The 25996-nt window shown below is 49.0% G+C and carries 30 protein-coding genes and 1 rRNA gene; 5 read left to right on the forward strand and 26 right to left on the reverse strand.

Annotation, left to right across the window (positions count from 1 at the left end; translation table 11 throughout):
* Positions 1-263: 263 nt before the first annotated feature.
* Positions 264-1796 (reverse strand): 16S ribosomal RNA (locus AT705_RS10975).
* A 583-nt stretch (positions 1797-2379) separates the two neighbouring features.
* Here AT705_RS10975 and AT705_RS10980 point away from each other — a divergent pair.
* Together AT705_RS10980 and AT705_RS25235 are read left to right on the forward strand one after the other, a co-directional pair.
* On the forward strand, positions 2380-2703 hold the full coding sequence (locus AT705_RS10980) for a hypothetical protein (RefSeq protein ID WP_058796619.1): 324 nt from the start codon (positions 2380-2382) through the stop codon (positions 2701-2703).
* Positions 2704-2820: 117 nt separating this feature from the next.
* Positions 2821-2982: a hypothetical protein gene (locus AT705_RS25235; protein WP_157576746.1), complete on the forward strand. Its 162-nt coding sequence runs from the start codon at positions 2821-2823 to the stop codon at positions 2980-2982.
* 101 nt (positions 2983-3083) lie between these two features.
* Here AT705_RS25235 and rplQ read toward each other — a convergent pair whose 3' ends face one another.
* The 19 genes from rplQ to AT705_RS11070 form a co-directional block, all read right to left on the reverse strand.
* Positions 3084-3485: a 50S ribosomal protein L17 gene (rplQ, locus tag AT705_RS10985; RefSeq protein ID WP_010386932.1), complete on the reverse strand. Its 402-nt coding sequence runs from the start codon at positions 3483-3485 to the stop codon at positions 3084-3086.
* A 39-nt stretch (positions 3486-3524) separates the two neighbouring features.
* Positions 3525-4511 carry a DNA-directed RNA polymerase subunit alpha gene (locus AT705_RS10990; protein ID WP_010386933.1) on the reverse strand — a complete coding sequence of 329 codons (987 nt, stop codon included), beginning with the start codon at positions 4509-4511 and terminating at the stop codon, positions 3525-3527.
* Between the two features lie 24 nt (positions 4512-4535).
* Entirely contained in the window at positions 4536-5156 is a 621-nt protein-coding gene (gene rpsD, locus AT705_RS10995) for a 30S ribosomal protein S4 (protein WP_010386934.1), read from the reverse strand.
* A 22-nt stretch (positions 5157-5178) separates the two neighbouring features.
* Entirely contained in the window at positions 5179-5565 is a 387-nt protein-coding gene (rpsK, locus tag AT705_RS11000; protein WP_010386935.1) for a 30S ribosomal protein S11, read from the reverse strand.
* Between the two features lie 13 nt (positions 5566-5578).
* On the reverse strand, positions 5579-5935 hold the full coding sequence (rpsM, locus tag AT705_RS11005) for a 30S ribosomal protein S13 (protein ID WP_010386936.1): 357 nt from the start codon (positions 5933-5935) through the stop codon (positions 5579-5581).
* A gap of 129 nt (positions 5936-6064) precedes the next feature.
* Positions 6065-6178 carry a 50S ribosomal protein L36 gene (gene rpmJ / locus AT705_RS24900; RefSeq protein WP_002959476.1) on the reverse strand — a complete coding sequence of 38 codons (114 nt, stop codon included), beginning with the start codon at positions 6176-6178 and terminating at the stop codon, positions 6065-6067.
* 22 nt (positions 6179-6200) lie between these two features.
* Entirely contained in the window at positions 6201-7529 is a 1329-nt protein-coding gene (gene secY, locus AT705_RS11010; RefSeq protein WP_058796620.1) for a preprotein translocase subunit SecY, read from the reverse strand.
* Between the two features lie 11 nt (positions 7530-7540).
* A complete protein-coding gene (rplO, locus tag AT705_RS11015; protein WP_010386938.1) occupies positions 7541-7975 on the reverse strand; it encodes a 50S ribosomal protein L15 in 435 nt (144 codons plus the stop codon).
* A 4-nt stretch (positions 7976-7979) separates the two neighbouring features.
* Positions 7980-8159 (reverse strand): 50S ribosomal protein L30, encoded by a 180-nt coding sequence (gene rpmD, locus AT705_RS11020; RefSeq protein WP_010378276.1) that lies wholly within the window; start codon positions 8157-8159, stop codon positions 7980-7982.
* A 6-nt stretch (positions 8160-8165) separates the two neighbouring features.
* On the reverse strand, positions 8166-8672 hold the full coding sequence (gene rpsE, locus AT705_RS11025; protein WP_010386940.1) for a 30S ribosomal protein S5: 507 nt from the start codon (positions 8670-8672) through the stop codon (positions 8166-8168).
* Between the two features lie 9 nt (positions 8673-8681).
* Positions 8682-9032: a 50S ribosomal protein L18 gene (gene rplR / locus AT705_RS11030; RefSeq protein WP_049865984.1), complete on the reverse strand. Its 351-nt coding sequence runs from the start codon at positions 9030-9032 to the stop codon at positions 8682-8684.
* A gap of 9 nt (positions 9033-9041) precedes the next feature.
* A complete protein-coding gene (gene rplF, locus AT705_RS11035; protein ID WP_010386942.1) occupies positions 9042-9572 on the reverse strand; it encodes a 50S ribosomal protein L6 in 531 nt (176 codons plus the stop codon).
* A 13-nt stretch (positions 9573-9585) separates the two neighbouring features.
* Positions 9586-9978, reverse strand: a complete 393-nt coding sequence (gene rpsH, locus AT705_RS11040; RefSeq protein ID WP_010386943.1) for a 30S ribosomal protein S8 — start codon at positions 9976-9978, stop codon at positions 9586-9588.
* Positions 9979-9998: 20 nt separating this feature from the next.
* Positions 9999-10304: a 30S ribosomal protein S14 gene (gene rpsN / locus AT705_RS11045; RefSeq protein ID WP_010386944.1), complete on the reverse strand. Its 306-nt coding sequence runs from the start codon at positions 10302-10304 to the stop codon at positions 9999-10001.
* A 10-nt stretch (positions 10305-10314) separates the two neighbouring features.
* The gene (rplE, locus tag AT705_RS11050; protein WP_010386945.1) at positions 10315-10854 is read right to left on the reverse strand and encodes a 50S ribosomal protein L5; all 540 of its coding nucleotides are present in this window, start codon (positions 10852-10854) and stop codon (positions 10315-10317) included.
* Positions 10855-10869: 15 nt separating this feature from the next.
* A complete protein-coding gene (gene rplX, locus AT705_RS11055) occupies positions 10870-11184 on the reverse strand; it encodes a 50S ribosomal protein L24 (RefSeq protein ID WP_010386946.1) in 315 nt (104 codons plus the stop codon).
* A gap of 10 nt (positions 11185-11194) precedes the next feature.
* Positions 11195-11563, reverse strand: coding sequence for a 50S ribosomal protein L14 (gene rplN, locus AT705_RS11060; protein ID WP_010386947.1), 369 nt, complete (start codon positions 11561-11563; stop codon positions 11195-11197).
* Between the two features lie 300 nt (positions 11564-11863).
* Entirely contained in the window at positions 11864-12685 is an 822-nt protein-coding gene (locus AT705_RS11065; protein ID WP_058796621.1) for a polysaccharide deacetylase family protein, read from the reverse strand.
* Between the two features lie 177 nt (positions 12686-12862).
* Entirely contained in the window at positions 12863-14812 is a 1950-nt protein-coding gene (locus AT705_RS11070; RefSeq protein ID WP_058796622.1) for an AsmA family protein, read from the reverse strand.
* Positions 14813-15022: 210 nt separating this feature from the next.
* Between AT705_RS11070 and AT705_RS11075 the strand changes: the two genes are divergently transcribed.
* Together AT705_RS11075 and AT705_RS11080 are read left to right on the forward strand one after the other, a co-directional pair.
* On the forward strand, positions 15023-16189 hold the full coding sequence (locus AT705_RS11075; RefSeq protein WP_058796623.1) for a hypothetical protein: 1167 nt from the start codon (positions 15023-15025) through the stop codon (positions 16187-16189).
* A 252-nt stretch (positions 16190-16441) separates the two neighbouring features.
* Complete coding sequence (locus AT705_RS11080; RefSeq protein WP_082668973.1) at positions 16442-17128, forward strand: TorF family putative porin; 687 nt, start codon at positions 16442-16444, stop codon at positions 17126-17128.
* Between the two features lie 18 nt (positions 17129-17146).
* On the opposite strand, the gene AT705_RS11085 is transcribed toward AT705_RS11080, so the two are convergent.
* From AT705_RS11085 to AT705_RS11095, 3 genes are all read right to left on the reverse strand, one after another.
* Entirely contained in the window at positions 17147-18034 is an 888-nt protein-coding gene (locus AT705_RS11085; RefSeq protein WP_058796624.1) for an aldo/keto reductase, read from the reverse strand.
* Positions 18031-19218 (reverse strand): formate-dependent phosphoribosylglycinamide formyltransferase, encoded by a 1188-nt coding sequence (gene purT, locus AT705_RS11090; protein ID WP_058796625.1) that lies wholly within the window; start codon positions 19216-19218, stop codon positions 18031-18033. Before purT ends, AT705_RS11085 begins: the two co-directional genes overlap by 4 nt.
* Before the next feature lie 412 nt (positions 19219-19630).
* Positions 19631-20296 carry a fumarylacetoacetate hydrolase family protein gene (locus AT705_RS11095; protein ID WP_058796626.1) on the reverse strand — a complete coding sequence of 222 codons (666 nt, stop codon included), beginning with the start codon at positions 20294-20296 and terminating at the stop codon, positions 19631-19633.
* 252 nt (positions 20297-20548) lie between these two features.
* Between AT705_RS11095 and AT705_RS11100 the strand changes: the two genes are divergently transcribed.
* A complete protein-coding gene (locus tag AT705_RS11100) occupies positions 20549-21226 on the forward strand; it encodes a nitroreductase family protein (protein WP_010386962.1) in 678 nt (225 codons plus the stop codon).
* On the opposite strand, the gene AT705_RS11105 is transcribed toward AT705_RS11100, so the two are convergent.
* The 3 genes from AT705_RS11105 to AT705_RS11115 are packed head-to-tail and all read right to left on the reverse strand — an operon-like array spanning position 21189 to position 25913.
* On the reverse strand, positions 21189-22289 hold the full coding sequence (locus tag AT705_RS11105) for an efflux RND transporter periplasmic adaptor subunit (protein ID WP_058796627.1): 1101 nt from the start codon (positions 22287-22289) through the stop codon (positions 21189-21191). The genes AT705_RS11100 and AT705_RS11105 overlap by 38 nt on opposite strands.
* A complete protein-coding gene (locus AT705_RS11110) occupies positions 22282-25608 on the reverse strand; it encodes an efflux RND transporter permease subunit (RefSeq protein WP_058796628.1) in 3327 nt (1108 codons plus the stop codon). Before AT705_RS11110 ends, AT705_RS11105 begins: the two co-directional genes overlap by 8 nt.
* A complete protein-coding gene (locus AT705_RS11115; protein WP_058796629.1) occupies positions 25605-25913 on the reverse strand; it encodes an ArsR/SmtB family transcription factor in 309 nt (102 codons plus the stop codon). The genes AT705_RS11110 and AT705_RS11115 overlap by 4 nt, the downstream gene beginning before the upstream one ends.
* Between the last annotated feature and the right edge of the window lie 83 nt (positions 25914-25996).

Here is a 25996-nt window from a genome sequence, read left to right on the forward strand (position 1 = left end):
CCCAAAATAGTTTTGAATTGTAGTGTCAAAGACAGTTTTAACTTCGCCAGAAGTTAAGTAATACTAAAGTAGACGCTAATAAATTCTTTCGAATTTATCGGCATTTTTCTTTCGAAAACTCTATAGAACAACAACTTTCATTGTCATTCCGAGAATTTAATATCAGCTTTCCAAATTTTTAAAGAGCAATATCACTCAGTAAGTTACCTTACTAAGCAACAATCATCTGTGTGGACACTTCGAACAAATTAGTTCTAAGTCGATAAGGAGGTGATCCAGCCCCAGGTTCCCCTAGGGCTACCTTGTTACGACTTCACCCCAGTCATGAATCACTCCGTGGTGAACGCCCTCCCGAAGGTTAAGCTATCCACTTCTGGAGCAACCCACTCCCATGGTGTGACGGGCGGTGTGTACAAGGCCCGGGAACGTATTCACCGCGGCATTCTGATCCGCGATTACTAGCGATTCCGACTTCATGGAGTCGAGTTGCAGACTCCAATCCGGACTACGACATACTTTAAGTGATTCGCTTACTATCGCTAGTTCGCAGCACTCTGTATATGCCATTGTAGCACGTGTGTAGCCCTACACGTAAGGGCCATGATGACTTGACGTCGTCCCCACCTTCCTCCGGTTTATCACCGGCAGTCTCCTTAGAGTTCCCGACCGAATCGCTGGCAACTAAGGATAAGGGTTGCGCTCGTTGCGGGACTTAACCCAACATCTCACAACACGAGCTGACGACAGCCATGCAGCACCTGTATCAGAGTTCCCGAAGGCACCAAACCATCTCTGGTAAGTTCTCTGTATGTCAAGTGTAGGTAAGGTTCTTCGCGTTGCATCGAATTAAACCACATGCTCCACCGCTTGTGCGGGCCCCCGTCAATTCATTTGAGTTTTAACCTTGCGGCCGTACTCCCCAGGCGGTCTACTTAATGCGTTAGCTTTGGAAAAGTTGTCCGAAGACCCCAGCTCCTAGTAGACATCGTTTACGGCGTGGACTACCAGGGTATCTAATCCTGTTTGCTCCCCACGCTTTCGTACATGAGCGTCAGTGTTGACCCAGGTGGCTGCCTTCGCCATCGGTATTCCTTCAGATCTCTACGCATTTCACCGCTACACCTGAAATTCTACCACCCTCTATCACACTCTAGTTTGCCAGTTCGAAATGCAGTTCCCAGGTTAAGCCCGGGGCTTTCACATCTCGCTTAACAAACCGCCTGCGTACGCTTTACGCCCAGTAATTCCGATTAACGCTCGCACCCTCCGTATTACCGCGGCTGCTGGCACGGAGTTAGCCGGTGCTTCTTCTGTCAGTAACGTCACAGCTAGCAGGTATTAACTACTAACCTTTCCTCCTGACTGAAAGTGCTTTACAACCCGAAGGCCTTCTTCACACACGCGGCATGGCTGCATCAGGCTTGCGCCCATTGTGCAATATTCCCCACTGCTGCCTCCCGTAGGAGTCTGGACCGTGTCTCAGTTCCAGTGTGGCTGATCATCCTCTCAAACCAGCTAGGGATCGTCGCCTTGGTGAGCCGTTACCTCACCAACTAGCTAATCCCACTTGGGCCAATCTAAAGGCGAGAGCCGAAGCCCCCTTTGGTCCGTAGACATTATGCGGTATTAGCCATCGTTTCCAATGGTTGTCCCCCACCTCAAGGCATGTTCCCAAGCATTACTCACCCGTCCGCCGCTCGTCATCTTCTAGCAAGCTAGAAATGTTACCGCTCGACTTGCATGTGTTAGGCCTGCCGCCAGCGTTCAATCTGAGCCATGATCAAACTCTTCAATTAAAAGTTTTTTGTTTGGAGTAAACTTCAAACCATGCTCAATGAATTCTGATTTTGTCTGTTTCTACTTTTAAAAAAGTAAAATCAAAACGAATTGACTATGTTAGTCACTCAGTTCAGTTGAGACTCTAAATTTTTGTGCGTCATTCAGTAAACTGAAATCCGCTGTTAGAACTCAATCTGTACGAGTGCCCACACAGATGATTGCTTCATATTTTTAAAGAACAGTGCGACTTAATGTCGCTGCGCTGTTAGCGCTGAGGGTTGTGCATTCTAATCACTTCCCATTCTATGTCAACACTTAATTTTGAAAAATTTCAGAACCAAGTTTTATTTGACTCCCAACTCGCTGGCCCGTTGCTTTTCAGCGTTGTGCTCCGTGTCGGTGGATGCGCATTATAGGGAAATCGAAACCCAGCGCAACCCCTTTTTTGAAGAAAAGTGAGAAAAACAGCGCGTTCGGACAAAAATAAGGCAAGATGCTCATTTATACACCTTTACTTATGTGTATTTCCTCAATTTCTGTACAAACTCTCTCTTTTTATAAAGAATTCCCGCCGAATTATTTGATTAAAATAGGAAGATCATGAAAAAGTTCAGTTTGGCTGTATTAGCTGCACTCTCTACAACCGCGTATGCATCAGAAGACATCACAAACCCACTATCCTTCTCAGCAACCGCTGGTTATACCTTCGGTGGTGACACACTAGGGACATTGGTGTACGAAGATGATAGTGACAACAGCGTAAAAGCAGGATCTGGATTAATTCTTGGTGGCGGATTCAACTATGCACTCAGCCAGACGTTCGATATTCGTCTGAATGCATCTATTCATCTTGATTCTGCAGACGCAGAAAATGGCGATCTCACATTTAGTCGTTTTGCATGGGAAGCTATCCCTTACTATTAAGCAAATGAACAAATCAAACTGGGGCTCGGTGTAGGCATAGATTCATCGGTTGAGCTAGAAAATGACTTCGGCAATGATATTGAATTTGACAATGCAGGTAAGTTCATCGTGTCAGGTATGTACACATTCGAAAACTGGAGTGCCAGCCTTGAATTAAGATACAGCGTAGTCGATTATGAAGTCTCAAAGATCGGCCGCTATTCTGTTGCAAACGAACTTGCACGTGCCAACAAGATTGATGCGAATCACGTTGGTATTTTACTTCACTGGAACTTCTAAGTCAGTGGATAAGGTCAGTGGATAAGTCTGGTGAAATACTTTTCACCAGACGTAGAAAAGCCGGGCATTGCCCGGCTTTTCTGTGTCTTAACTAGTAAGACTTACTCTGCAGACTGCGCGTCTTCTTGAACTTCTTCAGTCGCAACTGGGCGATCTAGTAGTTCAATGTAAGCCATTGGCGCGTTGTCACCTGCACGGAAGCCACACTTCAGAATACGAGTGTAACCACCTGGACGATCCGCGAAACGAGGACCGATCTCAGAGAACAATTTACCAACTACTTCTTTATCACGCGTGCGAGCAAACGCTAAACGACGGTTTGCTACGCTGTCAGTCTTAGCCAGTGTGATTAAAGGCTCAATTACACGGCGCAACTCTTTCGCTTTAGGCAAAGTAGTTTTGATGATTTCGTGCTTCACCAAAGAACCAGCCATGTTGCTGAACATCGCTTTGCGATGGCTGCTGTTACGGTTTAATTGACGACCACTCTTACGATGGCGCATGACCCTATCCTTCTAACTAAACTAATATAGTAACTTAGATTACTCAGCCAGACTTGCAGGTGGCCAGTTTTCCAGGCGCATGCCCAGAGAAAGACCACGTGAAGCTAGCACGTCTTTAATTTCAGTCAGAGACTTCTTACCAAGGTTTGGTGTTTTCAGAAGCTCTACTTCAGTACGCTGTACTAAGTCACCGATATATTGAATTTGCTCGGCTTTCAGACAGTTCGCAGAACGTACAGTTAGCTCTAAGTCATCGACTGGACGAAGCAGAATAGGATCGAACTCTGGCTTCTCTTCTTTTTCTTCCGGCTCAGAAACATCACGTAGATCTACGAATGCTTCCAGCTGCTCAGCAAGAATAGTAGACGCACGACGGATCGCTTCTTCAGGATCCAAAGTGCCGTTCGTTTCCATATCGATGATTAGTTTGTCTAAGTCTGTGCGTTGCTCAACACGAGCTGACTCAACCGAGTACGCAATACGCTCAACCGGACTGAATGATGCATCAAGCAGCAAACGGCCGATTGGGCGCTCATCGTCATCAGAGGATAAACGACTAGACGCCGGTACATAACCGCGACCACGCTCAACGCGAATGCGCATGCTGATCTCACTATTGTCAGCCGTAAGGTGACAGATCACATGCTCAGGGTTGGCAATAGTCACGTCTCCGTCGTGCTGGATATCAGCCGCAGTCACAGGGCCTACACCAGACTTAGTCAGGGTAAGGAAAACTTCATCTTTACCTTCTAGAGATACTGCCAGACCTTTCAGGTTCAACAGAATTTCAATGATGTCTTCTTGTACGCCTTCTTTCGCGCTGTACTCGTGCAATACACCGTCAATTTCAACTTCTGTCACAGCACAACCAGGCATAGATGAAAGAAGTATACGACGTAGAGCATTGCCTAGTGTGTGGCCGAAACCACGCTCTAGAGGCTCTAAAACTACTTTAGAACGCGTTGAGCTTACAGCGTCGATATCGACTAATCTTGGTTTTAGGAATTCGGTTACAGAACCCTGCATTTTATCCTCTCTTAACTCTTAACTTTACTTCGAGTAAAGTTCGACGATTAGTTGTTCGTTAATGTCCGCAGACAGATCAGAACGCTCTGGTAGGCGCTTGAAAGTACCTTCCATTTTTGAACCGTCAACTTCAACCCAAGTTGGCTTTTCGCGTTGCTCAGCCAACTCTAGAGCAGCGATGATACGCGCTTGCTTTTTAGACTTCTCGCGAATTACTACCACATCTTCTGGAGTAACTACGAAAGAAGGAATATTAACAACACGACCATTAACCATAATCGCTTTGTGGCTTACTAGCTGACGTGCTTCAGCACGTGTGCTTGCAAAACCCATGCGATATACAACATTGTCTAGACGTTGCTCTAGAAGCTGAAGCAGGTTTTCACCTGTGTTGCCTTTAAGGCGAGCAGCTTCTTTGTAGTAGTTACGGAATTGCTTTTCAAGTACACCGTAGATACGACGAACTTTTTGCTTTTCACGTAGCTGTAGACCGTAGTCAGATAGACGACCTTTACGTGCGCCATGCTGACCAGGTGCTGTTTCTAGTTTACACTTAGAGTCAATTGCTCTTACGCCGCTTTTAAGGAACAGGTCAGTACCTTCACGACGACTCAGCTTGAGCTTAGGGCCCAAATATCTTGCCATGTTCTTTCTCCTAACCTATTAATTATACGCGACGTTTCTTCGGTGGACGACAACCATTATGTGGGATTGGCGTCACGTCAGTGATGTTTGTGATACGGAAACCAGCAGCATTCAATGCACGAACAGCAGACTCACGGCCTGGACCTGGACCTTTGATGAATACTTCTAGGTTCTTAAGACCGTACTCTTGAGCAGCAGTACCTGCACGCTCTGCAGCAACCTGTGCAGCGAAAGGAGTAGACTTACGAGAACCACGGAAACCTGAACCACCTGCAGTCGCCCAAGAAAGAGCATTGCCTTGACGGTCAGTGATGGTCACAATAGTGTTGTTGAAAGATGCATGAACGTGAGCCATGCCGTCAACAACCTGCTTTTTGACCTTTTTACGACGAATTGGTGCTTTTGCCATAACTTACCCCACCTTATTTCTTGATAGGCTTGCGAGGACCCTTACGAGTACGCGCGTTAGTCTTAGTACGCTGACCACGTAGTGGAAGCGAACGACGGTGACGTAAGCCACGGAAACAACCAAGGTCCATAAGACGCTTGATGTTTAGTGTAACTTCACGACGAAGATCACCTTCAACAGTGTACTTGCCAACTTCTTCACGAAGGATGTCAAGAGTTTCGTCGTTTAAATCGCCGATTTTAGTAGTTTCAGCGATACCAGTCGCAGCTAAGATAGCCTTAGCGCGAGTTTTACCTACACCATAGATGCTTGTTAAACCGATAACAGCATGCTTATGATCAGGAACGTTAATGCCTGCGATACGGGCCACTAACATATCTCCTATAAATAAACCTGATTATCATCTTGCTGGAAAGCCCGTATAGGATACCCAACCGACATTCAGGTTTTACCAATGAAACAGGCTAAGTAAACTACTTAGCCTGCACGACTAGATTTCTTAGCCTTGCCTTTGCTTGTGCTTAGGCTCACTGCAGATCACGCGTACCACACCGGCACGTTTGATAACTTTACAGTTACGGCAGATTTTCTTAACGGAAGCACGTACTTTCATTACTCAACTCCGTAAACAGACCTTAGCGGCCGTAGCCTTTAAGGTTCGCTTTTTTCAGCACAGAATCATACTGATGAGACATCAGATGGGTCTGTACTTGTGCCATAAAGTCCATGATAACCACAACGATAATCAAAATTGATGTACCGCCGAAGTAGAACGGCGTTTGCCACGCCATGGTCATAAACTCGGGCACCAGACAGATAAAGGTAATATACAACGCACCGGCCAAAGTCAGGCGTGTCATTACTTTATCAATGTATTTAGATGTCTGCTCACCTGGGCGAATGCCTGGAATAAATGCGCCAGATTTCTTCAGGTTGTCTGCTGTCTCACGCGGGTTAAATACCAACGCAGTGTAGAAGAAGCAGAAGAAGATAATCGCTGCTGCAAGTACCATCGCATACAGAGGTTGACCAGGAGTCAACACTGCAGAGACAGCCTGTAAGAAGTCAGCAACTGGACCTTCACCTTGACCGAACCAGCTTGCAATTCTACCAGGGAACAAAATGATGCTGCTAGCAAAGATTGGTGGAATAACACCCGCCATGTTAACTTTCAATGGTAAATGCGTGCTCTGCGCTGCAAAGACCTGACGACCTTGCTGACGTTTTGCGTAGTTAACAACGATACGACGTTGACCACGCTCAAAGAACACTACCAAGTAAGTAACGGCGAATACGATTACCGAAATTACAACCAAAGCTAATACGTTCAGATCACCTTGACGCGCCATTTCTGCTGTCGAACCGATTGCAGACGGCAGGTTAGCTACAATACCAACAAAAATCAGAACAGAGATACCGTTACCAATACCACGCTCTGTAATTTGTTCGCCCAGCCACATCAGGAACATAGTACCGGTTACTAAACTCACCACAGCGGTGAAATAGAAACCGAAACCAGGATTTACGACCAACCCATCCATCATATTAGGAAGGTTAGTAGCAATACCGATAGACTGGAATGTAGCAAGCACAAGCGTACCATAACGCGTGTACTGACTGATCTTCTTACGACCTTGCTCACCTTCTTTCTTAAGTTCTATCATCGCAGGATGTATGTGCGTTAATAGCTGCATAATAATTGAAGCTGAGATATAGGGCATAATACCCAGCGCGAGTACCGAGGCACGCTCAAGCGCACCACCGCTGAACATGTTGAACATTTCAACAATGGTGCCCTTTTGTTGCTCGAAGAATTCGGCAAGTACGGCGGCATCAATCCCAGGGATCGGCACGAACGAACCTAAACGGTAAATAATGATAGCACCCAATACAAACAGTAGTCGGCGCTTCAGTTCCGCTAGCCCACTCTGTGCGCTTTGCATATCTTGACCTGGTTTAGCCATAGTGTACTTCCTTAGTCTTCTACCTTGCCTCCGGCAGCTTCGATAGCTTCGCGAGCACCTTTAGACACTTTAATGCCTTTAACGGTAACTGCGCGTGAAACTTCGCCAGATTTAACAACTTTTACGAACTGGATGTTCTTTTTAACAATACCAGCTGCTTGTAACGCGCTTACGTCTACCGTATCGCCTTCAACTTTAGCGATTTCGTATAGGTTTACTTCAGCAGATACTAGAGATTTGCGAGAAGTGAAACCGAACTTAGGCAGACGACGTTGCATAGGCATTTGACCGCCTTCGAAACCAACGCGTACTTTACCGCCTGAGCGTGATTTTTGACCTTTGTGACCACGACCACCAGTCTTACCAAGACCAGAACCGATACCACGGCCAACACGCTTACCAGCTGTCTTTGCACCAGCAGCAGGTGAAAGTGTATTCAAATGCATCGAATTAACCCTCTACCTTAACCATGTAAGAAACTTGGTTGATCATACCGCGAACTGCTGGCGTATCTTCTAGCTCAACAGTGTGGTTGATACGACGTAAACCAAGGCCACGTAATGTAGCTTTATGCTTCGGTAAACGACCGATTGAGCTACGTACTTGAGTTACTTTTACTGTGTTTGCCATGGTGTCTTACCCCAAAATTTCGTCAACGCTAAGACCACGTTTAGCAGCAATACCCTCTGGAGAATTCATGTTCTCTAGAGCTGAAACTGTTGCACGAACGATGTTGATCGGGTTAGTAGAACCGTATGCTTTTGAAAGTACGTTCTGTACACCAGCAACTTCTAGTACTGCACGCATCGCACCACCGGCGATGATACCTGTACCTTCTGATGCGGGCTGCATGTATACTTTAGAACCAGCATGGCGACCCTTGATAGGGTGCTGCAAAGTATGACCGTTAAGGTCTACTGAGATCATGTTACGACGTGCTTTTTCCATTGCTTTTTGAATAGCAGCTGGAACTTCACGTGCTTTACCGTAACCGAAACCTACTTTACCTGCGCCGTCACCAACTACAGTCAGTGCTGTGAAGCTAAAGATACGACCACCTTTAACTACTTTAGACACACGGTTTACCGCGATTAGCTTTTCAGCCAATTCAGGCTGTTGTGCTTTTGCTTCTACGTTAGCCATTGTCTACTCCTAGAATTGCAGACCGGCTTCACGCGCTGCATCAGCAAGCGCCTTCACACGGCCGTGATATTTAAAGCCACTGCGATCAAAAGCGATTTTTTCAACGCCTTTGTCAGCTACGCGCTCAGCGATTGCTTTACCAACTGCTTGAGCCGCTTCGATGTTGCCTGTGCCTTTAACTGTTTCAGCAATTGCTTTTTCAACAGTAGAAGCAGCAGCCAGTACACTACCCTCAGCGTTGATCACTTGAGCGTAAATGTGACGTGGCGTGCGGTGGATAACAAGGCGAGTTGTGCCCTGTTCGATAATATTTCTACGAGTGCGCTTAGCACGACGTAGACGAGCTGTTTTCTTATCCATCGTCTTACCTTACTTCTTCTTAGCCTCTTTACGACGCACGTATTCGTCAGCATAACGTACACCTTTACCTTTATAAGGCTCTGGCTCACGGTATGAACGAATGTTCGCAGCAGTTTGACCAACAAGCTGCTTGTCTGCGCCCTTAACAACAATTTCAGTTTGGCTTGGAGCTTCGATAGTGATACCCGCTGGGATCTCGAAGTTCACTGGGTGAGAGAAGCCAAGAGTCAAGTCTAATACTTTACCCTTAACTGCTGCACGGTAACCAACACCTACAAGTTGTAGTTTCTTCTCAAAACCTTCGTTAGCACCAATGATCATGTTATTGATCAACGCACGTGCAGTACCCGCTTGAGCCCAAGCGTTAGCAACTTCACGTGGAGTTGTAGTGATAACGTTGTCGTTAAGTGAAACTTCAACCGCAGCATTGATAGTGCGCGTTAATTCACCGTTTTTGCCTTTAACTTTGATGTCCTGGCCGTTAACTGTAACTTCAACACCGGCAGGAACAGTAATAGGAGCCTTCGCTATACGAGACATAGTTCCCCTCCGATTAAGCTACAAAGCCAATGATTTCACCACCAACACCAGCGTTACGCGCAGCGCGGTCTGTCATCAGGCCTTTAGAAGTTGATACGATAGCGATACCTAGACCACCCATTACCTTTGGTAATTCGTCACGTCTCTTATAGATACGTAGACCAGGGCGGCTAACACGCTGGATGTTTTCGATAACAGCTTTGCCTTCGAAGTACTTAAGTTCGATAGTCAATTCTGCTTTAACGTCACCAGATACTGCGAAGTCACCGATGTAACCTTCGTCTTTTAGTACCTTAGCAATAGCTACTTTCAGCTTTGAAGTTGGCATAGTTACAGATACCTTCTTCGCAGTCTGACCGTTACGGATGCGTGTAAACAAATCCGCAATTGGATCTTGCAAGCTCATGTCTTACTCCCGTGATTCTATTACCAACTAGCCTTTTTAAGGCCAGGAATTTCACCGCGCATAGCAGCTTCGCGAACTTTGATACGGCTCATGCCGAACTTGCGAAGGTAACCATGTGGGCGGCCCGTGATGTTACAACGATTACGTTGACGTGAAGGGCTAGAATCGCGTGGTAAAGACTGTAGCTTTAACACTGCATCCCAACGCTCATCATCAGATGCGTTAACATCGCTGATGATAGCTTTTAACGCAGCACGCTTTTCAGCATACTGAGCAACTAATTTAGCACGTTTTACGTCACGTGCTTTCATTGAATTCTTTGCCATAACCCTACCCTTACTTTTTGAATGGGAAGTTGAACGCTTCTAACAACGCACGGCCTTCGTCATCTGTTTTCGCAGAAGTAGTGATTGTGATGTCCATACCGCGAACACGGTCGACTTTATCATAATCGATTTCTGGGAAGATGATTTGCTCACGTACGCCCATAGAATAGTTACCGCGACCGTCGAAAGACTTTGCGCTAACACCGCGGAAGTCACGAATACGTGGCATCGCGATAGAGACTAGACGCTCTAGGAAATCCCACATACGCTCGCCGCGTAGGGTTACTTTACAGCCAATTGGGTAACCTTCACGGATCTTAAAGCCAGCAACAGATTTGCGTGCTTTAGTTACCAGAGGCTTCTGACCAGAGATAGCTTCTAGGTCTGCTACTGCATTCTCTAGAATTTTCTTGTCAGCTAGGGCTTCGCCCACACCCATGTTTAGTGTGATCTTTTCGATCTGAGGGACTTGCATGACAGAGCTGTAACCGAACTTTTCGAAAAGTTCTTTTACTACTTTGTCTTTGTACACTTCATGCAGTTTCGCCATCGTCTACTCCAACTATTAGATAGTTTTACCAGTAGACTTGAAGAAACGGACTTTTTTACCGTCTTCAAATCTAAAACCTACACGATCTGCTTTGCCAGTTTCGGCATTAAAGATCGCGACATTAGATACGTCGATAGACGCTTCTTTCTCAACAATGCCGCCAGCTTGCTGTAGTTGTGGTACAGGCTTCTGGTGCTTTTTGATGATATTGATGCCTTCGACAAATACTCGACCAGTTTCAGTTACAAGTGAAAGCACTTTACCGCGCTTACCTTTGTCTTTACCGGCTAGTACGATTACTTCGTCATCACGACGGATTTTTGCTGCCATGATCGACTCCTTATAGTACTTCTGGTGCTAGTGAAACGATCTTCATGAACTTTTCGTTACGTAGTTCACGAGTCACAGGGCCGAAGATACGAGTTCCGATCGGCTGTAGGCTATCGTTAAGGATAACAGCAGCATTACTGTCGAAACGGATCAAAGAACCGTCTGGACGACGAACGCCTTTTTTGGTGCGCACAACTACTGCGTTTTTAACATCACCTTTCTTCACTTTACCGCGAGGAATCGCTTCTTTAACAGAAACTTTAATGATGTCGCCAACCGCTGCGTAGCGACGGTGCGAACCACCTAAGACTTTAATACACTGCACTTTGCGAGCGCCGCTGTTATCAGCAACGTCCAGCTGAGTTTGCATTTGGATCATCTTGATGAGCTCCGGTGTAATTACAACACGCCTAGATTTTGTTTAAAACCCAAGCATTTAGATTAATTTCCACTCAAATTACGAACGTGTCGTGCTTCAAGGGCGGGCAATTGTAACAGCAAAGCAGCGCTAAAGATAGTTCAATTTTTAATTAATTTGAGTGCGCTACTGTGCCGAACTTGCTGTAAAACAGGGATATGGGGACAAACCAAATCTTCACAAGTCACACTACCAAACTAATTATGCAAAACGATTACAAACGCAATCGACATAACCTCTTATCTGTGAACAAAAAACAGACTATTCAGGTTCTTTGCGGTGCATTTTTATGTAACTGGCGACCTTTTCGACAGTGTCCACCCAGTAACCGCTTTGCGGCGCATTTAAATATTGAATTAATTGTGACAGCACCCTTGCATCGACACTGTAACGGCCGTTTTCGCCCACCTCGTGTCCAGCCAGGATAATCCATTTGTTGTTTTCCCGCAGCGCTTCGATGGTTGCTTTTAGCTCCTCAAAGGTCAAGCCATCCATTTTTATCCCGGTGAGCTGAGCGAAATCGGTATAAACCGGATTGTTTGCGGTTTCATCCAGCCAGGTACGGCCAGTCTCAAAATGTCGGGCAATTAGCGGAACGTAGCTTTTTACCTGTGCACCACGGCCAACAAAGGTATTGCCACACGGATAGGCAAAGCTCTTAGGCTCAACACCCAGCTGGGTTTTCATATCCTGTTCCAGCCAGGCAAGATTAACCTGTTCTAACCCCTTATTCCGCGCTCTCAGCCAGTCGAAGTTACCGGTGCACAAATGAGACAACGTGTGATTGCCCAGCTCATGACCCATTTTTACCACCTTGCGCCAGTCCTTAAGGCGTGCCCCCACCGGTTCTGGCATAACGTAGAAAGTCGCTTTGATCCCGTGTTGTTCGAGAATAGGGATGCCCACGTCAAGTTGACTCTCTCTGGCATCATCAAAAGTCAGACTAACCGCATTGCGTGCGCCCTGCGGGTATTGGAAAGTCGTCATATGCGATTGTTCAGTCGCACTGTGTGTGTCTGCCAGGACGCACGCATGGCTCAGCATACCGCATAGTAGGATAAGAAGTTGTCGTTTATTTATCATATGTCACTCCGGGTAAATGGTTCAGGGTCTTGGCGAGGAGGATATGAGTGTGACAAAGCCACGTATACTTCGGGACTTAAGGTTTTCTGAAGGATGCTTATGAAAGTGTTAAGGTTATGAATTACGGGCATAATACACCGGGCAGCAAGGCCCGATGTATTACCTGATTGACCGAGACTATCCGCCAAAAAAGCCCTTTAACTTATCTTTGAGCTTCTCTTTAACCGCGTCTTTGGCTTTGTCTTTGGCCGCGCCACTTAAATCCAACTTAGTCTCCACTTGATGGAATGGCCCCTTAATTCTGACCGGGATTTTAAAGCCAGTGCTGTCATCCTGGCTCTGCTGGCCTTCAATGGTATCTACAATGCCGGTCACGACCCGATAGTTGACGTACGTTTTGGGCAGATCGACTTCCCCTTCTCCGGTGATGCGAATTAATGGACTTGCCAGATTCAGATCGCGGTTACGACCAACCCCGTTAAGGAACTGGAAGCTTCCGGTCAGCGCAGAGAAATCTGTTTTCTGATCCGGGTCAAAATCGGCGTTCACCCCCTCAGAAACCGAAGAGAAATTCCCTTTGAGCATTTCTTTTCCTTTGCGCACCATCTCCGCCAGGTTTGCTCCTTTGACACCCCCATCTTTAAACTCAAACGCCAGTTCGCCAGCCAGTGCCGAAACAAATTGCTTCTGACTGACACCTCGGGTCTCGAGGTCCCAGTTCAGGCTTCCCTTACCCAATACCTTGTCAAACCCTATTGCATCGGTCAAAAGCGGCTCGGCATTAATACCATTCAGGGCAAAATTGGTGGTCACCTGATAAGGCTTAGACGCGGCATTAACATGCACAACCCCTTTGCCCTGTCCTTCATAGGCAGCAAACTTATCCATCGACAATTTTGCTTTGCCTTTGTTGAGCGCGACTGAGAACTGATTAGCACCCAGTTTAATTTCTCTGGCACGTAAACCACTGGAGCGGATCACGACATTGGCATCCAGCATATTCAACGCCGACAGATCAATTTCACTGTCATCCCAGACAATCGGCTGTGGTTCACCCGGTGCGCTTTTGGGCTGCTCAGGTGCCTCAACCGGCTCTGGTAAATACGGGTTGAGGTCCAGCATCCCTAAATCCACATCCGCATTCACACTCAGGCGTTCGCCTAATGTGATCTCACTGCGTCCCTGAATGCCCAGCTTGTCCAGTTTGGCTTTTAAAGACTGCAGTGCAAATACGTTACTGGCAAAACGCATTTCTCCGGCTACTTCAAACTGATTAAACGCTTGAGGCTTCGCTTTCAGGTCAACCTTTTGCCACTGGGCAATGTCTTTCACTGAATCGCCAGATAATGTCAGTGCCCCGCCGAACACTTTGCCCTGCTCAGTGATCTGGCCATCAAAGGTCAGATTCACCAGACGCGACTCCAATGCTTGAGAAAAGCTAAAGTCTTTACTTTCTATGGCTTTTGCGGGCGTATCAACCGTCATATTGAGCGCAAACGTTTCACCCTGAAAAGCCACCTTGCCATTTAACTCCAGCGCCTTATACAACGAGGGGAGTGTAATCGTCAGTGCCAGGTCTGAAATCGCGTGCCGCGCACCTGATGTGGCATCAGCGTATATCAGCTCTCCCCCATAAATAGCAACCTCACCCAGCGCAATATCGAATCCTTTTGGCAGTACCACAGGACCCGACGCGCTCGGAGCCTGCTCTGCTGGCGTATCTGATGCGGTTCCCTTGCCTAACGCCAGTACCCAGTTGGCCTGACCCGCAGCGTTCTTTTCAAGCAAAATTTTCGGGTTGCGGATCACAAACTGTTCTAACTGAAACTCCCCCGAAAACAGAGAAACCCAGGGGATATGCACAGCCAGCTGGTCCATCGTCAGCATGTGTGGCTGACTGCCTCCTGGCATGTTCTCAAAACGAACATCGTTGAGGGTAATATTCAGGCGCGGCAGAATACTGAGCTCACTGTCGCCTGCAATGTCGAGCTTACGCCCGGTATTTGCTTCAACCTGTTGCTCCAGCTGCGCAATGATGGTCGAGGTCGGGATCAGCATAGGGGCGACCACAACAGCAATCACCAACACAAGTATCAGTGCGCCGACCAATTTGAGCACGCGTTTCATATCTCTTCCTTTATAAATCATCTATGACTCATTCTATGATAGCGATTTGGTTGATAAATTCACCTTCACCCCGGAAGATTTTTCAATCCGCCATATCTCGCATTGCACTTGTTGGAGATCCCGGTATGATCCACGCCCTTGTCAGTTTTACCGACCTTTCGCTAAACTGAATAGTCTGAATTAACCCTCTAGTTGGAGAACCGCTGCGACATGAAGAAGCTGCTCATTTCACCGTCGAACATGGCTTTGGGCGAACAAGAAAGTCAGATTTACCAGAACATCCTGAAACAGGCGACCGAGGTCAGTCTCAATCTGATGGCCGTTAAGGTTGAAAATCATCCAGAAGACTTTCTGGGATGGTGCTATGAGCTATTGGATGTAGCTAAGAACCGCATTAATTTTGAGCTGCTGGACGATCATCAGTTGCCTATCGTGAAAAAGCTTCAGGACATGCTGATCAGCGCCATCAGTTTTTTGCAGCTGAAAACACTGCGTATTGCGCCCTGGCCGATGATCTGCGAATTCATTCGTCAACGTGAATCAGAGCTGGCACTGGAAGAACAGCTCAAGCTCATTGAGTACCTGGCTCCATTACGTGCTACGCCGTTACAGGATATGATCAACGAAGACCGTCTGGCATTCAGTGGTAAACATGCTGCCAGCCTGGATACCAGTGTGTACCAATTCGATGTTGAGTGGTTTGCCTCAACCAAAAGTGCCAAGGGATTCCATCAGTTACTCGCCGACTTACCCGGTGAGTTCGATACGGCACTGGCCCATATTCCGCTCGAAGGCGAAATCACACAGCAGCACTATCAGGAGTTTGTACTGGCGTACCTGATGGCATTCAGTCACAGTGATGAAAAACCCACTCTGGCGCCTGCCACTCGTCTGCTTGCAATGCGTCGCCCGGATGTGTTCACCCCGCTGGTTAACAGTAAACTGGACGCCCTGTGTCAGGCACTCGGCATTGCCAAACTGACCAACCGAGATTTCGAGCGTTACTGGCAAGACGTTGTCGTGGCCATCAATAAGATGCCCTGGTTTGCAACAGGCAATGCAGCAGACGAATCTGAAGCCAGACTGCTCGCCATTAAGGCCTTATTGCCATGCTTCTTTTTCTATGCAGACAAAGACACGCCACAAAGCTCTAACTACTACAAGCTATTAAATAAGCCAAAACGAACAAGTTCTGGCAGCACCGCCAGAACCACCCGCCGCAGCAAAGAGTCAGCAGAGACCTTGGTCGATCGGGCACTGAGTGACGACAGCATTCCGGAACACATTCGTGCCAAGCGCGACTCTATCATCGCTGAAGTAGAAAAAGGCCGTAGCGTCGACGAAACCATTTCACTGATGCGCGCAATTTTCGGGTAACCACTCGGCTAACCGAGCAATTTGTCCCTATGATCAGGTAGTTATAATCTGCCTGATCATTGTGCAACAGCGAACAAAAATGCACCAACTGCGTGCATCTGACTTTCTTTACCTCATATAGTTACACTGCCTGATTGAAAATATATTCATTAAAATCAAGATAGTAAAATTGAACTTCGTCTTTTCCTCAAGGCTGGCTTAGCCATTGCAACCTCCTGGGCGACAACCACTTTGTGCTCCAGAGGACTCTACATGAACAATAAACACTCATTAATCTGTGCAATCTCACTGCTACTCGCTCACCCACTGGCGTTGGCCGATACATCAGCTTCCGTTAGCACCAATGTGGCCGCCAGCTCCAATTACTTCTGGCGTGGGATCACCCAATCGGATGATGGCGCCGCCGTCTCTGGCGGGCTGGACTATGACAGCGGGAAAGGATTTTATCTTGGAGCCTGGGCATCCAACGTAGATTTTGGGGACACAGCAAGTACCAGTTATGAACTGGATCTCTACGCGGGGTTCAGTGGCGAATTCAAGCAGCTCAGTTATGACCTGGGCTACATTCATTATGCCTATCCAGATGCCGCTGGCGATATCGACTTTGGCGAACTCTATGCGTCGGTTGGCTGGCAGTATTTCTCCCTCAAACTCAGCCACCTGACCACAGCACAGAGCGATTCAAGCACGGAAGAAGATATGCTGTACCTAGAACTCAACGCCGCGTTCCCGGTGTTTTCTGAATCTGAATTGAGTCTGCACCTCGGTCGCTCCAGCGGCGATACCGTCATGGAATGGACGGGTGAAGATGACAGCTACATGGATTATGGCGTCAGCCTGAGCACAGGCGGGCTCACTCTGGGACTGGTCAAGACAGACCTTGATGCCGATGATGACATCAAGGCTTATGTGAGTTACGCGCTGGACTTTACACTCTAAACCCGGCGACCCGACTTATTAAGGCACACTATGGCCGGTCGATGCCTGCCAGATGCGATACCATTGCTCACGGGATAACGTCAGCGCACGTGCCGCCACGGCGGTATGCACCCGTTCGATGTTACCGGTCCCCAGCACCACGGATGGTTTACTTGGGTGCATCAGCAACCAGGCATAGATCACCGCATCAATGCCACTGGCACCCACTTCCTCAGCCACTGCATTCAGACAGTCACGCAACCGCAGCGCTTTGGCTTCTGTCTCGGCAAAGATACGCCCACCTGCCAATGGTGACCACAGCATAGGATGCATACGCAACTGTTGACACTGATCTAAAGTGCCATCATCCAGTGCTTTCATCTCATAAGGTGAAAACTCGATCTGATTGGTCACAAGCTCAAAATCGAGGCGAGACTGCAACAGACTCAGCTGGGAAGGTGTAAAATTCGACACCCCAAAATGCAATACATCACCATTTTGCTTAAGCCGGGTAAACGCCTCTGCCACTTCATCGGCGTCCATCAGATAATCCGGGCGGTGGATCAACAAAGTATCAATGCGATCGGTACCAAAGTGCTGCAATGACTGCTGCACTGAGGCAATAATGTGGGCCTGACTTGAATCATAGTGATTGGCTTTACCCGCTAGCCCTTTGCTGGCCAGCGCGGGGCGAATGCCACATTTGGTGATGATGCTGATCTGTTCCCGAACCGACGGTTGCAACGCCAGTGCACGACCAAAAGCCGCTTCACACTCGTACTGGCCATAAATGTCAGCATGATCGGTGTCTCGTATACCCAACTCTGTCAGTTGCTTTACAAAATCCAGAGTCTGAGCCGGGCTTTGCTGCCAGTCCAGTAAGCGCCAGAACCCGGCGACCAGATCGCCCATTACCTTGTTTGTCATAAAATCGTGCCTATGGTTGAACTTACTCGTTTTGCTTTGTCTATGGCCAGCTCACAACTTGCATCACGCGCCAGTGCCACACCCATCCGGCGTTGACCCACCACCTCAGGTTTGCCAAATAAACGCAGGTCGGTATTTGTTTCACTCAATGCTTCAGCAACCTGAGTGAAGCTAAGCTGCTGTGACGTGCCGTTGACCAGTATAACACTGGAAGCAGACGGGCCGTGACAATGAATGTTGGGAATTGGCAACCCCAGGATCGCCCGCACATGCAAGGCAAATTCACTGAGGTCCTGAGAGATCAGGGTCACCATGCCGGTATCATGAGGCCGTGGTGAGACTTCGCTAAAATACACATCATCGTTTTTAATAAACAGTTCGACCCCAAACAACCCGCGTCCGCCCAGTGCTTCTGTGACCTGCTCTGCCATCGCTTTGGCTCGCGACAATGCCACCTCAGACATCGCCTGGGGTTGCCAGCTTTGCTGATAATCGCCCCCCTCCTGCACATGACCAATCGGCTCACAGAAACTGGTGCCATCAATATGGCGAATTGTCAGCAGGGTAATTTCATAGTCAAAATCAACAAAGCCCTCCACAATTACTCTGCCCTGACCTGCGCGTCCGCCTTGCTGTGCATAAGCCCAGGCGGCTTCCAGATCAGCCTCACTGCGCACCACGCTTTGTCCTTTGCCTGAAGAGCTCATGATAGGTTTAATCACACAAGGCATGCCAATCTCCGCAACGGCACGGATAAACTCCTGCTGTGTGTCGACAAAGCGGTAAGGTGAAGTGGCCAGGCCCAACTCTTCGGCTGCCAGACGACGGATCCCTTCGCGGTTCATGGTGAGCTGTGTGGCTTTTGCAGAAGGCACCACAGTAAACCCCTGTTGTTCAAGCGCCACTAATGTATCGGTCGCAATTGCTTCGATCTCTGGCACAATATAGTCTGGTTGTTCCTGCTCAATAATTGCAGCCAGTTGATTACCGTCCAGCATAGACAAGGTATAACTGCGATCGGCAACTTGCATAGCAGGCGCGTTATCATACCTATCCAACACCACCACTTCTGCGCCCAGACGTTTGAACTCGATCACCACCTCTTTGCCCAGCTCCCCGCCGCCACATAACAGCACCTTACACGCGGTCGCACTAAATGGCGTGCCCAATTGCTTAATTTTCATGATTTATTCCTTAGTAACGATGATTCTCAAAAGTGACCGACAAAATAACATAAAGTGCAATATCGCCAGCAGACAAAAAACAATAGAAACACGATTTGAACACGGTAGAAGTGCATAATTCACACACCACCGAGTTGCACATTATAGATACGCTCTACATGCTACGGTATCAGCGAGAAGGAGCGTAAAGATGCGCTTGCCCTGAGTGGGACACTTACGCAAGGTTTGCGGAGCGCTTTCATGAGGCAGAAAGAGAACAAACCCTGTTCAGGGGTTCGCTGCGACCTATAACCTGGCGTACGGATTGGCGCCTTGTCGGTGTTGGACATCGTGTTGCTGTTCAGTCCGTCACTCAATCAGTAAGATCCGCCTGTGGTTAAAGAGCCAAAGGCTGAACCCGCTTCTGCGCACCTTAACGCCTGACGGTCACCACCGCGCTATACTGAGGGGCATCCTGGAGCTGCAACACCAGAGTGTCGCCTTCTTTTAATGCACCAACCCCTTGAGGGGTGCCCGTCATAACGATATCACCCGGGTTCAGGGTAAAATATCGGCTGATCTCAGTCAGCAAGCTCGTCAGTGAAAAAATCATCAGACTGCTGTCTCCGTGCTGCTTAAGCGCGTCATTTTGCCAAAATCGATAGTGCAGCACATTGTTTTCATCCAGGCCATTCACGGCTCTGAATGGGGTCAGACTGCAACTGTTATCAAACGCCTTGGCACACTCCCATGGGTGCCCCTGTTGTTTTAATTTGCTCTGTAACTCCCTGAGTGTCAGGTCCAGTCCAGTCGCAATTCCACAGATGTGTTGCAACGGTTCACGGGTGTGATTATCTATGGTCTCCCCTACCAGCAGTACGAGTTCAGCTTCATAGTGGTGCTCACCCAGCGTGGTATTGAGTACCAATGGCGACTGAAAATGGCAAAATGCCGAAGCTGGTTTGATAAATAGCAGGGGGCTATCGGGTATTGGGTTGTTTAGCTCTTTGGCATGTGCCACGTAATTGCGACCCACACATACCGCTTTACCCACCTCCAGGGCGACTGCGTCACCTGATTCCCATAAATGCTGATACATAATGACCTCCGTTCAGAAATGGGTCACTATTATAACGGATCCAGACACAGCGACAGAGTCCTTACGATTGATGTTCAATATAACCAATAAGAATAACAGTCACCTTTTTACTCTAGCCATTAAAGGTAAAGTAAAATTGCCGTCGGCTCACAGTTAGCTTTACATAGCTCAGCCCCCTGAATTGCCTGCAGGTTGCAAGGGATAGACAGTCAGGATATAACAAAATATAAACAAAAAAGACAAAGGTAAATCATGAAACAACATGCGAACGTGCCTCTCAACGATTTTATTGAGTATCCACAGGAAGAAATGCTCAGCCGCGCCACTGCATTTCTGGATGAAGCAAAGCGCCGCCATACCATCCGCAGCTTTAGCGACCGTCCGGTGCCCAAAGAGATCATCGAAGCCTGTATCAAAACGGCTGGCTCAGCGCCCAGTGGCGCTAACCATCAGCCCTGGCATTTTGTGGCCATCCACAGTCAGGACGTTAAGCAACAGATCCGTGCAGCGGCCGAGCAGCAAGAGCAAGCATTCTATGAAGGTCGTGCTGGCGAAGAATGGCTTGATGCCTTAAAACCATTAGGCACCGATGCGGATAAGCCTTATCTGGAGCATGCTCCCTGGTTAATCGCTATTTTTAGCCAGAAAAAAGGCGGCATCCACACCGAAGATAAAAATACCAACTACTATGTCCATGAATCCGTTGGCATTGCGACTGGCTTTTTGATCCAGGCGCTACACCATGCCGGACTGGCGACCCTGACCCATACGCCGAAACCTATGAGCTTCCTGACCGAGATCTGCCAGCGAGATAAAGAAAACGAGCGACCTTATATGTTGCTGATCGCCGGTTATCCAGCAGAAGACGCAACCGTTCCGGAGCACGCCCTGGTTAAAAAGCCGCTTGAGGAGATTGCGACTTTTCTGTAGTCGTTGTTAACGCTGTCGGTGATCCTGCTACCAGGCGCTCACCGGCACGCAAGCCACTGATAACCTCGACTTGCTCACCATACTCCCTACCGAGACGAATAAAGCGACTCTGTACCTGCCCGTCATGTAGCACTGCGACTTTGCTGAGCTGACCGAAATGTTGTACCAATGATGTTGGGATCAATATCGCCTGACGTCCGTTACCAGGCAGTTTCAATACCGCATACATGCCCGGTATCACCCCTTGCATCCACTGCATATCCAGCTTTACGGTGAAACTGCGCGCATCGCGATCTGCGACTGGCACCAGCTCACTGATGGTGGCATATTGCGTGGCTTCTGCGGCCGGGATACTGATCTGATGACGCTCGCCCACCGCCAACTCCGGCAACAAATGCTCTCGTACAGAGACCTCAACCTGCAACTGTGCCGGGTTATATATAGAGACCAGCGGCGTGCCTGGGTTGAGCATGGCACCGGGCTCTTGCAAGCGTGCAACCAAAGTCCCTGAGATAGGTGCCCTGACCTGGGTGTAGCCTAAGGCCACCTCTGCCCCGGCCTGCTGTTGTACCAGCGCCGCTTCTCTGGCCGAAAGCTCATTCACCTGAGTCTGCCATTCGTCGACCTGGTTATGCGCAACCAGGCCTTTTTGCTGCAAAGTCTGGGCACGCTCAAGTTGTTTTTTCGCCTGGCTTAGCTGTGCCAGATTGGCCTGCTGCTCGGCTTTCACAGCCCGTAATTGCGCCCGTAAATCGGCATCATCCAGTGTGGCAATCAACTGACCAGCCTGGATCGTATCACCAGAGCGTACCGTCAGACTTTTGAGCTGTGCCAGCACGCGGCTGGCTACAACCGTGTTGTGCTTGGCAATCACACTCCCGGGGATCTGCTCTACGTCATAAACCAGTTGCTGTGCTACCTCATGTAGCTGGGGTTGTGGCCAGCTAACCAGGGGCTTATCACCAGGTGTCACAGTGTCATTAAATAATCCAGCCATCCAGGCAATGGTCAACAGCAATAACGCGATCGCCAGCAGCGGACGTACCCATCGAATATCAGACATGCGTAGTCTCCAAATCATCAGAAATCGGGGCTGATGTATTGTCATTGTCGGGCGTTTTGAACACCAGATAATAGACAACCGGCACAACCAGTAAAGAAAACAGGGTTGAGGCAACAATGCCAAACATGATGGCCAGCGCCAGGCCACTGAATACGGGGTCCAGAATGATCACCAGATTGCCCAGCAAAGTGGTTCCCGCGGTCAGTAATACGGGCCGCATACGCACACTACCGGCACGGATCAAGGCCGCCTCCAGTGGCATACCGGCCTGTCGCGCCTGGGTAATAAACTCTACCAGGATCAGAGAGTTTCTCACCACGATACCGGCCAGTGCAAGCATGCCAATCATCGCTGTGGCGGTAAACAATACAGGGTCGGGTGCCCCAGCGATGGTGCGTTCACCCAACTGATTAAGCACCCAAAAGCCTGGCATAATCCCTATCATGGTCAAAGGAATGGCAGACATGATGATCAGTGCCACCGCACTGGATGCCGTCTGCCAGCGTAAAATCAGGAATATAGCCGCCAGTGCAAAAGCAAAGGCAATGCCCATATCCCGAAATACCCTGATGGTGATACGCCACTCTCCTTCACCGCTGAAGCGATATTGTGTGCCTTCCGGCAGCTGCCACGATAACCCGCTACCACTGCTGAGAAAAGTGCGTTGCTGCCAGGGCGTTGCCTGTGCTTTATGCTGCACAGGAACACCCGCTTGTTGCTCATCGGCCACCACATCAGCTATTACCTCAGCCGGGGTGCGGCCATTTAATTCCGCAAACACATAAATGACCGGGGCTAAATCTTTACGGTAAATTGCAGGCTCAGCCATCAAAGTGTGCATATCCCCGACTTCAGACAAGGCCACCATAGGCCGGGCTGCCCGGCTCAGACCAAAATTATCTTGTGCCTGCGTCACGTCGCTGCTGCCACGGATCTGGGTTGCGAGTAAGTCCGACCAATGCTGACGGTCCGCATAAGCCAGCTGTAAGGTGATCGGCACCGGCTCAGCCTCACGAGGTTGATACAAGAGTCCGGCCTGCATGCCGCCACTGGCCAGCGCCAGAGTGTGGTTTATTTCTATGCTGCTCACTCCGGAGAGCGCCGCTTTTTGTTTATCAGTCACAAACCGCTGCAATGTAACCGGGGCAGACAAAGAGGTATCCACTTCCACCACATGGGGCTCCTGACGCAAGCGTGCCGCCAGACTCAGTGCTGCATCACGATGTGTATCCGTGGCAGTAAAGGGCTCAGCATAAACCTCGGCGGTCAGCGTGCTCATAACGGGTGGACCCGGCGGCACTTCCACCACTTTGATCACCGTGCCATCACGATTAAACTCTGCCAGCGCTTTGCGCAGCCGTAGCACCACAGCATGAGACTGGTGTGCGCGCTCACGCTTGTCTAGTAAAATCACCCTTAGCTCGGCCAGATTGTCACTGTGACGACGATAATATCCCCGTACCATACCGTTGAAATCCATACTTGAGGGCTGGCCCACATAGGCGGCAATCGCACTCACCTCATTCATTTGCCAAACGCGTTGCTGCACTGCGCGCGTAGTACTCGCGGTGGCTTCCAATGTGCTGCCTTCTGGTAAATCAATCAGCACCTGGACTTCATTTTTATTGTCATAAGGTAATAGCTTGAGTGGAACGGCCCGAAACACAGGTAAGCTGGCACTCAGCACAAATAGCACTAACATCAACCACAACACCCCTTTGGCCCTGCGTGGCGAGCGCAGCAAAGGCGTGAGTAATGCCGCATACCAGCCATTTTCCACTCTGACTATTGATGATGGATTGGCGCTTAGTAAGCGACTCGCCAGCCAGGGCGTAATGAGCAAAGCCACTCCGGTTGACACCATCACACTCACGGGCACATTAAAGGCCATAGGGGCCATATAAGGACCCATCATCCCGGTGATGTAAGCGAGTGGTAGAAACGCCATCATGATGGTCAATGTCGACATCAATAATGCGGTGCGGATCTCCATCATGGCGCTCACAATCTGCTGCTGACGCGGTTTACCGGGCACCAGCATTCGGCTGATGTTATCAATGCCCGTGATGGGATCGTCCACCAGCAGACCCAGCGAGAGGATCAGGGCAAATAACGTCACCCGGTTGATGGTGTAACCAAACGCCCAGTCCAGCGCCAGTGTCACCCCGTAACACACCGGGATCGCCAGCCCGACCACAATCGCCGGTCGCCAGCCAAGAAAAACACCGACAAAGATCACTACGGTCAGCACCGCAAAGAGCAAGCTGGCCATCAAATCATTGACCTTTTCATCGGCTGTCTGGCCGTAGTCGCGCAATACTCTGACCTCGACCTCCGGTGGCAATAGCTGAGTTTGCAGCTGGTCCATCAGCGTGTGAACCTGCTCAGCAACGGACACCGCATTGCTGCCTTTTTGCTTAGCCACACTGAGGGTCACCAACGGCAGATCCTGGCTGCCATCACTGATCGCCAGCCACTGATACTGCTCGGGCTCACCCGGCCCATCTTCAATGCGCGCGACATCTTTGAGTTTTACGGCGCGTCCGTTGACCACAGTGATCACTAACGCGCGTAACGCCGCGGCAGTGCGCAACACGTCCCCAGACTCCAGTACAATCTGTTTGCTGCCCGCGATACGCTTGCCAACCTGTTGCAACTGATTGCTGTTTTGAATCGCGGTTAACACGTCCAGTGGCGTGCTCTGGTGTGCCGCTAATGCCGTCGCATCCAACCAGACATTCAGCTGGCGCTGTCGTCCTGCCACCACCTTGACCTCGCTGGTGTCGGGTAACCGCTGCAGCTGCGTTGAGATCTCCTGAGCAAATCGGGTTAAGTCATAATCGTTGTATTGTTGAGGTGCAGTACTATACAAGCCCAGCATAACAATCGGCACATCGTCGACTTCGATCGGCCGGATCTGCCAGTCACTGACCACAGCGGCCATCTGGTGCTCATTGGCATACAGTTTCGTGTAGGTATTCAGGATGGCCTGCTCACGACTCTCTCCAACATGAAATCGCAGCGTGACCACGGCGGAGCCACTGTTGGTGATCGAGTAAACATGCTCTACACCGGGAATTTGCAGCAGCAGCTTCTCTAAAGGCGTGGTAACAAGACGCACCACTTCGGGTGCGGCGGTGTTGGGCACCGTGACATGAATATCTAACATTGGCACCACTATCTGAGGCTCTTCTTCCCGTGGCATGAACTGTAAAGCCAATACACCCAGCACCATAGCAAAGAAGAAAAACAGCGCAGGCAAGCGCCCAGTCAGACTCTGGCTTATCGCTCGCTCAGTAAAACCCACTGTGCCACTCATGGTGTATCCTTGTCGGCACAAAAAAGCTGATAAAGCTGCTGCAGGATCACCAGCACCTTGTCATCCGCAATGCGGTAATACACAGTGGCACCAGCGCGTCGTGAAGCAACGATCCCGGTTTTTCGCATGGCAGCCAGGTGCTGAGACAGTGCAGACTGAGCCAGTGGAACCCGCTCATTCAACTCACCAACACTGAGCTCCGTACTTTGCAAACTGCACAAGATCATTAACCGATTCCGATTCGCCAGCATCTTAAGTAATGCTTCAGCCTGTGCGGCGCTATCGGCCATTGCGTGTAAATCCATACTTTTCCCCACTTCAATGATGTGGCGAGTATAGAACATAATATTAGAAATTACTAATATTAGATCTTGCTAATATTAAATCT

It is taken from the genome of Pseudoalteromonas rubra, from assembly GCF_001482385.1.
Classification (GTDB): domain Bacteria; phylum Pseudomonadota; class Gammaproteobacteria; order Enterobacterales; family Alteromonadaceae; genus Pseudoalteromonas; species Pseudoalteromonas ardens.

What these genes read in the sequence shown, in the direction of transcription:
- AT705_RS10980 (WP_058796619.1), top strand. Translation starts at nt 2,380, where the DNA reads ATGAAAAAGTTCAGTTTGGCTGTATTAGCTGCACTCTCTACAACCGCG.
- AT705_RS25235 (WP_157576746.1), top strand. Translation starts at nt 2,821, where the DNA reads ATGTACACATTCGAAAACTGGAGTGCCAGCCTTGAATTAAGATACAGC.
- rplQ (WP_010386932.1), bottom strand. Translation starts at nt 3,485, where the DNA reads ATGCGCCATCGTAAGAGTGGTCGTCAATTAAACCGTAACAGCAGCCAT.
- AT705_RS10990 (WP_010386933.1), bottom strand. Translation starts at nt 4,511, where the DNA reads ATGCAGGGTTCTGTAACCGAATTCCTAAAACCAAGATTAGTCGATATC.
- rpsD (WP_010386934.1), bottom strand. Translation starts at nt 5,156, where the DNA reads ATGGCAAGATATTTGGGCCCTAAGCTCAAGCTGAGTCGTCGTGAAGGT.
- rpsK (WP_010386935.1), bottom strand. Translation starts at nt 5,565, where the DNA reads ATGGCAAAAGCACCAATTCGTCGTAAAAAGGTCAAAAAGCAGGTTGTT.
- rpmJ (WP_002959476.1), bottom strand. Translation starts at nt 6,178, where the DNA reads ATGAAAGTACGTGCTTCCGTTAAGAAAATCTGCCGTAACTGTAAAGTT.
- secY (WP_058796620.1), bottom strand. Translation starts at nt 7,529, where the DNA reads ATGGCTAAACCAGGTCAAGATATGCAAAGCGCACAGAGTGGGCTAGCG.
- rplO (WP_010386938.1), bottom strand. Translation starts at nt 7,975, where the DNA reads ATGCATTTGAATACACTTTCACCTGCTGCTGGTGCAAAGACAGCTGGT.
- rpmD (WP_010378276.1), bottom strand. Translation starts at nt 8,159, where the DNA reads ATGGCAAACACAGTAAAAGTAACTCAAGTACGTAGCTCAATCGGTCGT.
- rpsE (WP_010386940.1), bottom strand. Translation starts at nt 8,672, where the DNA reads ATGGCTAACGTAGAAGCAAAAGCACAACAGCCTGAATTGGCTGAAAAG.
- rplR (WP_049865984.1), bottom strand. Translation starts at nt 9,032, where the DNA reads ATGGATAAGAAAACAGCTCGTCTACGTCGTGCTAAGCGCACTCGTAGA.
- rplF (WP_010386942.1), bottom strand. Translation starts at nt 9,572, where the DNA reads ATGTCTCGTATAGCGAAGGCTCCTATTACTGTTCCTGCCGGTGTTGAA.
- rpsH (WP_010386943.1), bottom strand. Translation starts at nt 9,978, where the DNA reads ATGAGCTTGCAAGATCCAATTGCGGATTTGTTTACACGCATCCGTAAC.
- rpsN (WP_010386944.1), bottom strand. Translation starts at nt 10,304, where the DNA reads ATGGCAAAGAATTCAATGAAAGCACGTGACGTAAAACGTGCTAAATTA.
- rplE (WP_010386945.1), bottom strand. Translation starts at nt 10,854, where the DNA reads ATGGCGAAACTGCATGAAGTGTACAAAGACAAAGTAGTAAAAGAACTT.
- rplX (WP_010386946.1), bottom strand. Translation starts at nt 11,184, where the DNA reads ATGGCAGCAAAAATCCGTCGTGATGACGAAGTAATCGTACTAGCCGGT.
- rplN (WP_010386947.1), bottom strand. Translation starts at nt 11,563, where the DNA reads ATGATCCAAATGCAAACTCAGCTGGACGTTGCTGATAACAGCGGCGCT.
- AT705_RS11065 (WP_058796621.1), bottom strand. Translation starts at nt 12,685, where the DNA reads ATGATAAATAAACGACAACTTCTTATCCTACTATGCGGTATGCTGAGC.
- AT705_RS11070 (WP_058796622.1), bottom strand. Translation starts at nt 14,812, where the DNA reads ATGAAACGCGTGCTCAAATTGGTCGGCGCACTGATACTTGTGTTGGTG.
- AT705_RS11075 (WP_058796623.1), top strand. Translation starts at nt 15,023, where the DNA reads ATGAAGAAGCTGCTCATTTCACCGTCGAACATGGCTTTGGGCGAACAA.
- AT705_RS11080 (WP_082668973.1), top strand. Translation starts at nt 16,442, where the DNA reads ATGAACAATAAACACTCATTAATCTGTGCAATCTCACTGCTACTCGCT.
- AT705_RS11085 (WP_058796624.1), bottom strand. Translation starts at nt 18,034, where the DNA reads ATGACAAACAAGGTAATGGGCGATCTGGTCGCCGGGTTCTGGCGCTTA.
- purT (WP_058796625.1), bottom strand. Translation starts at nt 19,218, where the DNA reads ATGAAAATTAAGCAATTGGGCACGCCATTTAGTGCGACCGCGTGTAAG.
- AT705_RS11095 (WP_058796626.1), bottom strand. Translation starts at nt 20,296, where the DNA reads ATGTATCAGCATTTATGGGAATCAGGTGACGCAGTCGCCCTGGAGGTG.
- AT705_RS11100 (WP_010386962.1), top strand. Translation starts at nt 20,549, where the DNA reads ATGAAACAACATGCGAACGTGCCTCTCAACGATTTTATTGAGTATCCA.
- AT705_RS11105 (WP_058796627.1), bottom strand. Translation starts at nt 22,289, where the DNA reads ATGTCTGATATTCGATGGGTACGTCCGCTGCTGGCGATCGCGTTATTG.
- AT705_RS11110 (WP_058796628.1), bottom strand. Translation starts at nt 25,608, where the DNA reads ATGAGTGGCACAGTGGGTTTTACTGAGCGAGCGATAAGCCAGAGTCTG.
- AT705_RS11115 (WP_058796629.1), bottom strand. Translation starts at nt 25,913, where the DNA reads ATGGATTTACACGCAATGGCCGATAGCGCCGCACAGGCTGAAGCATTA.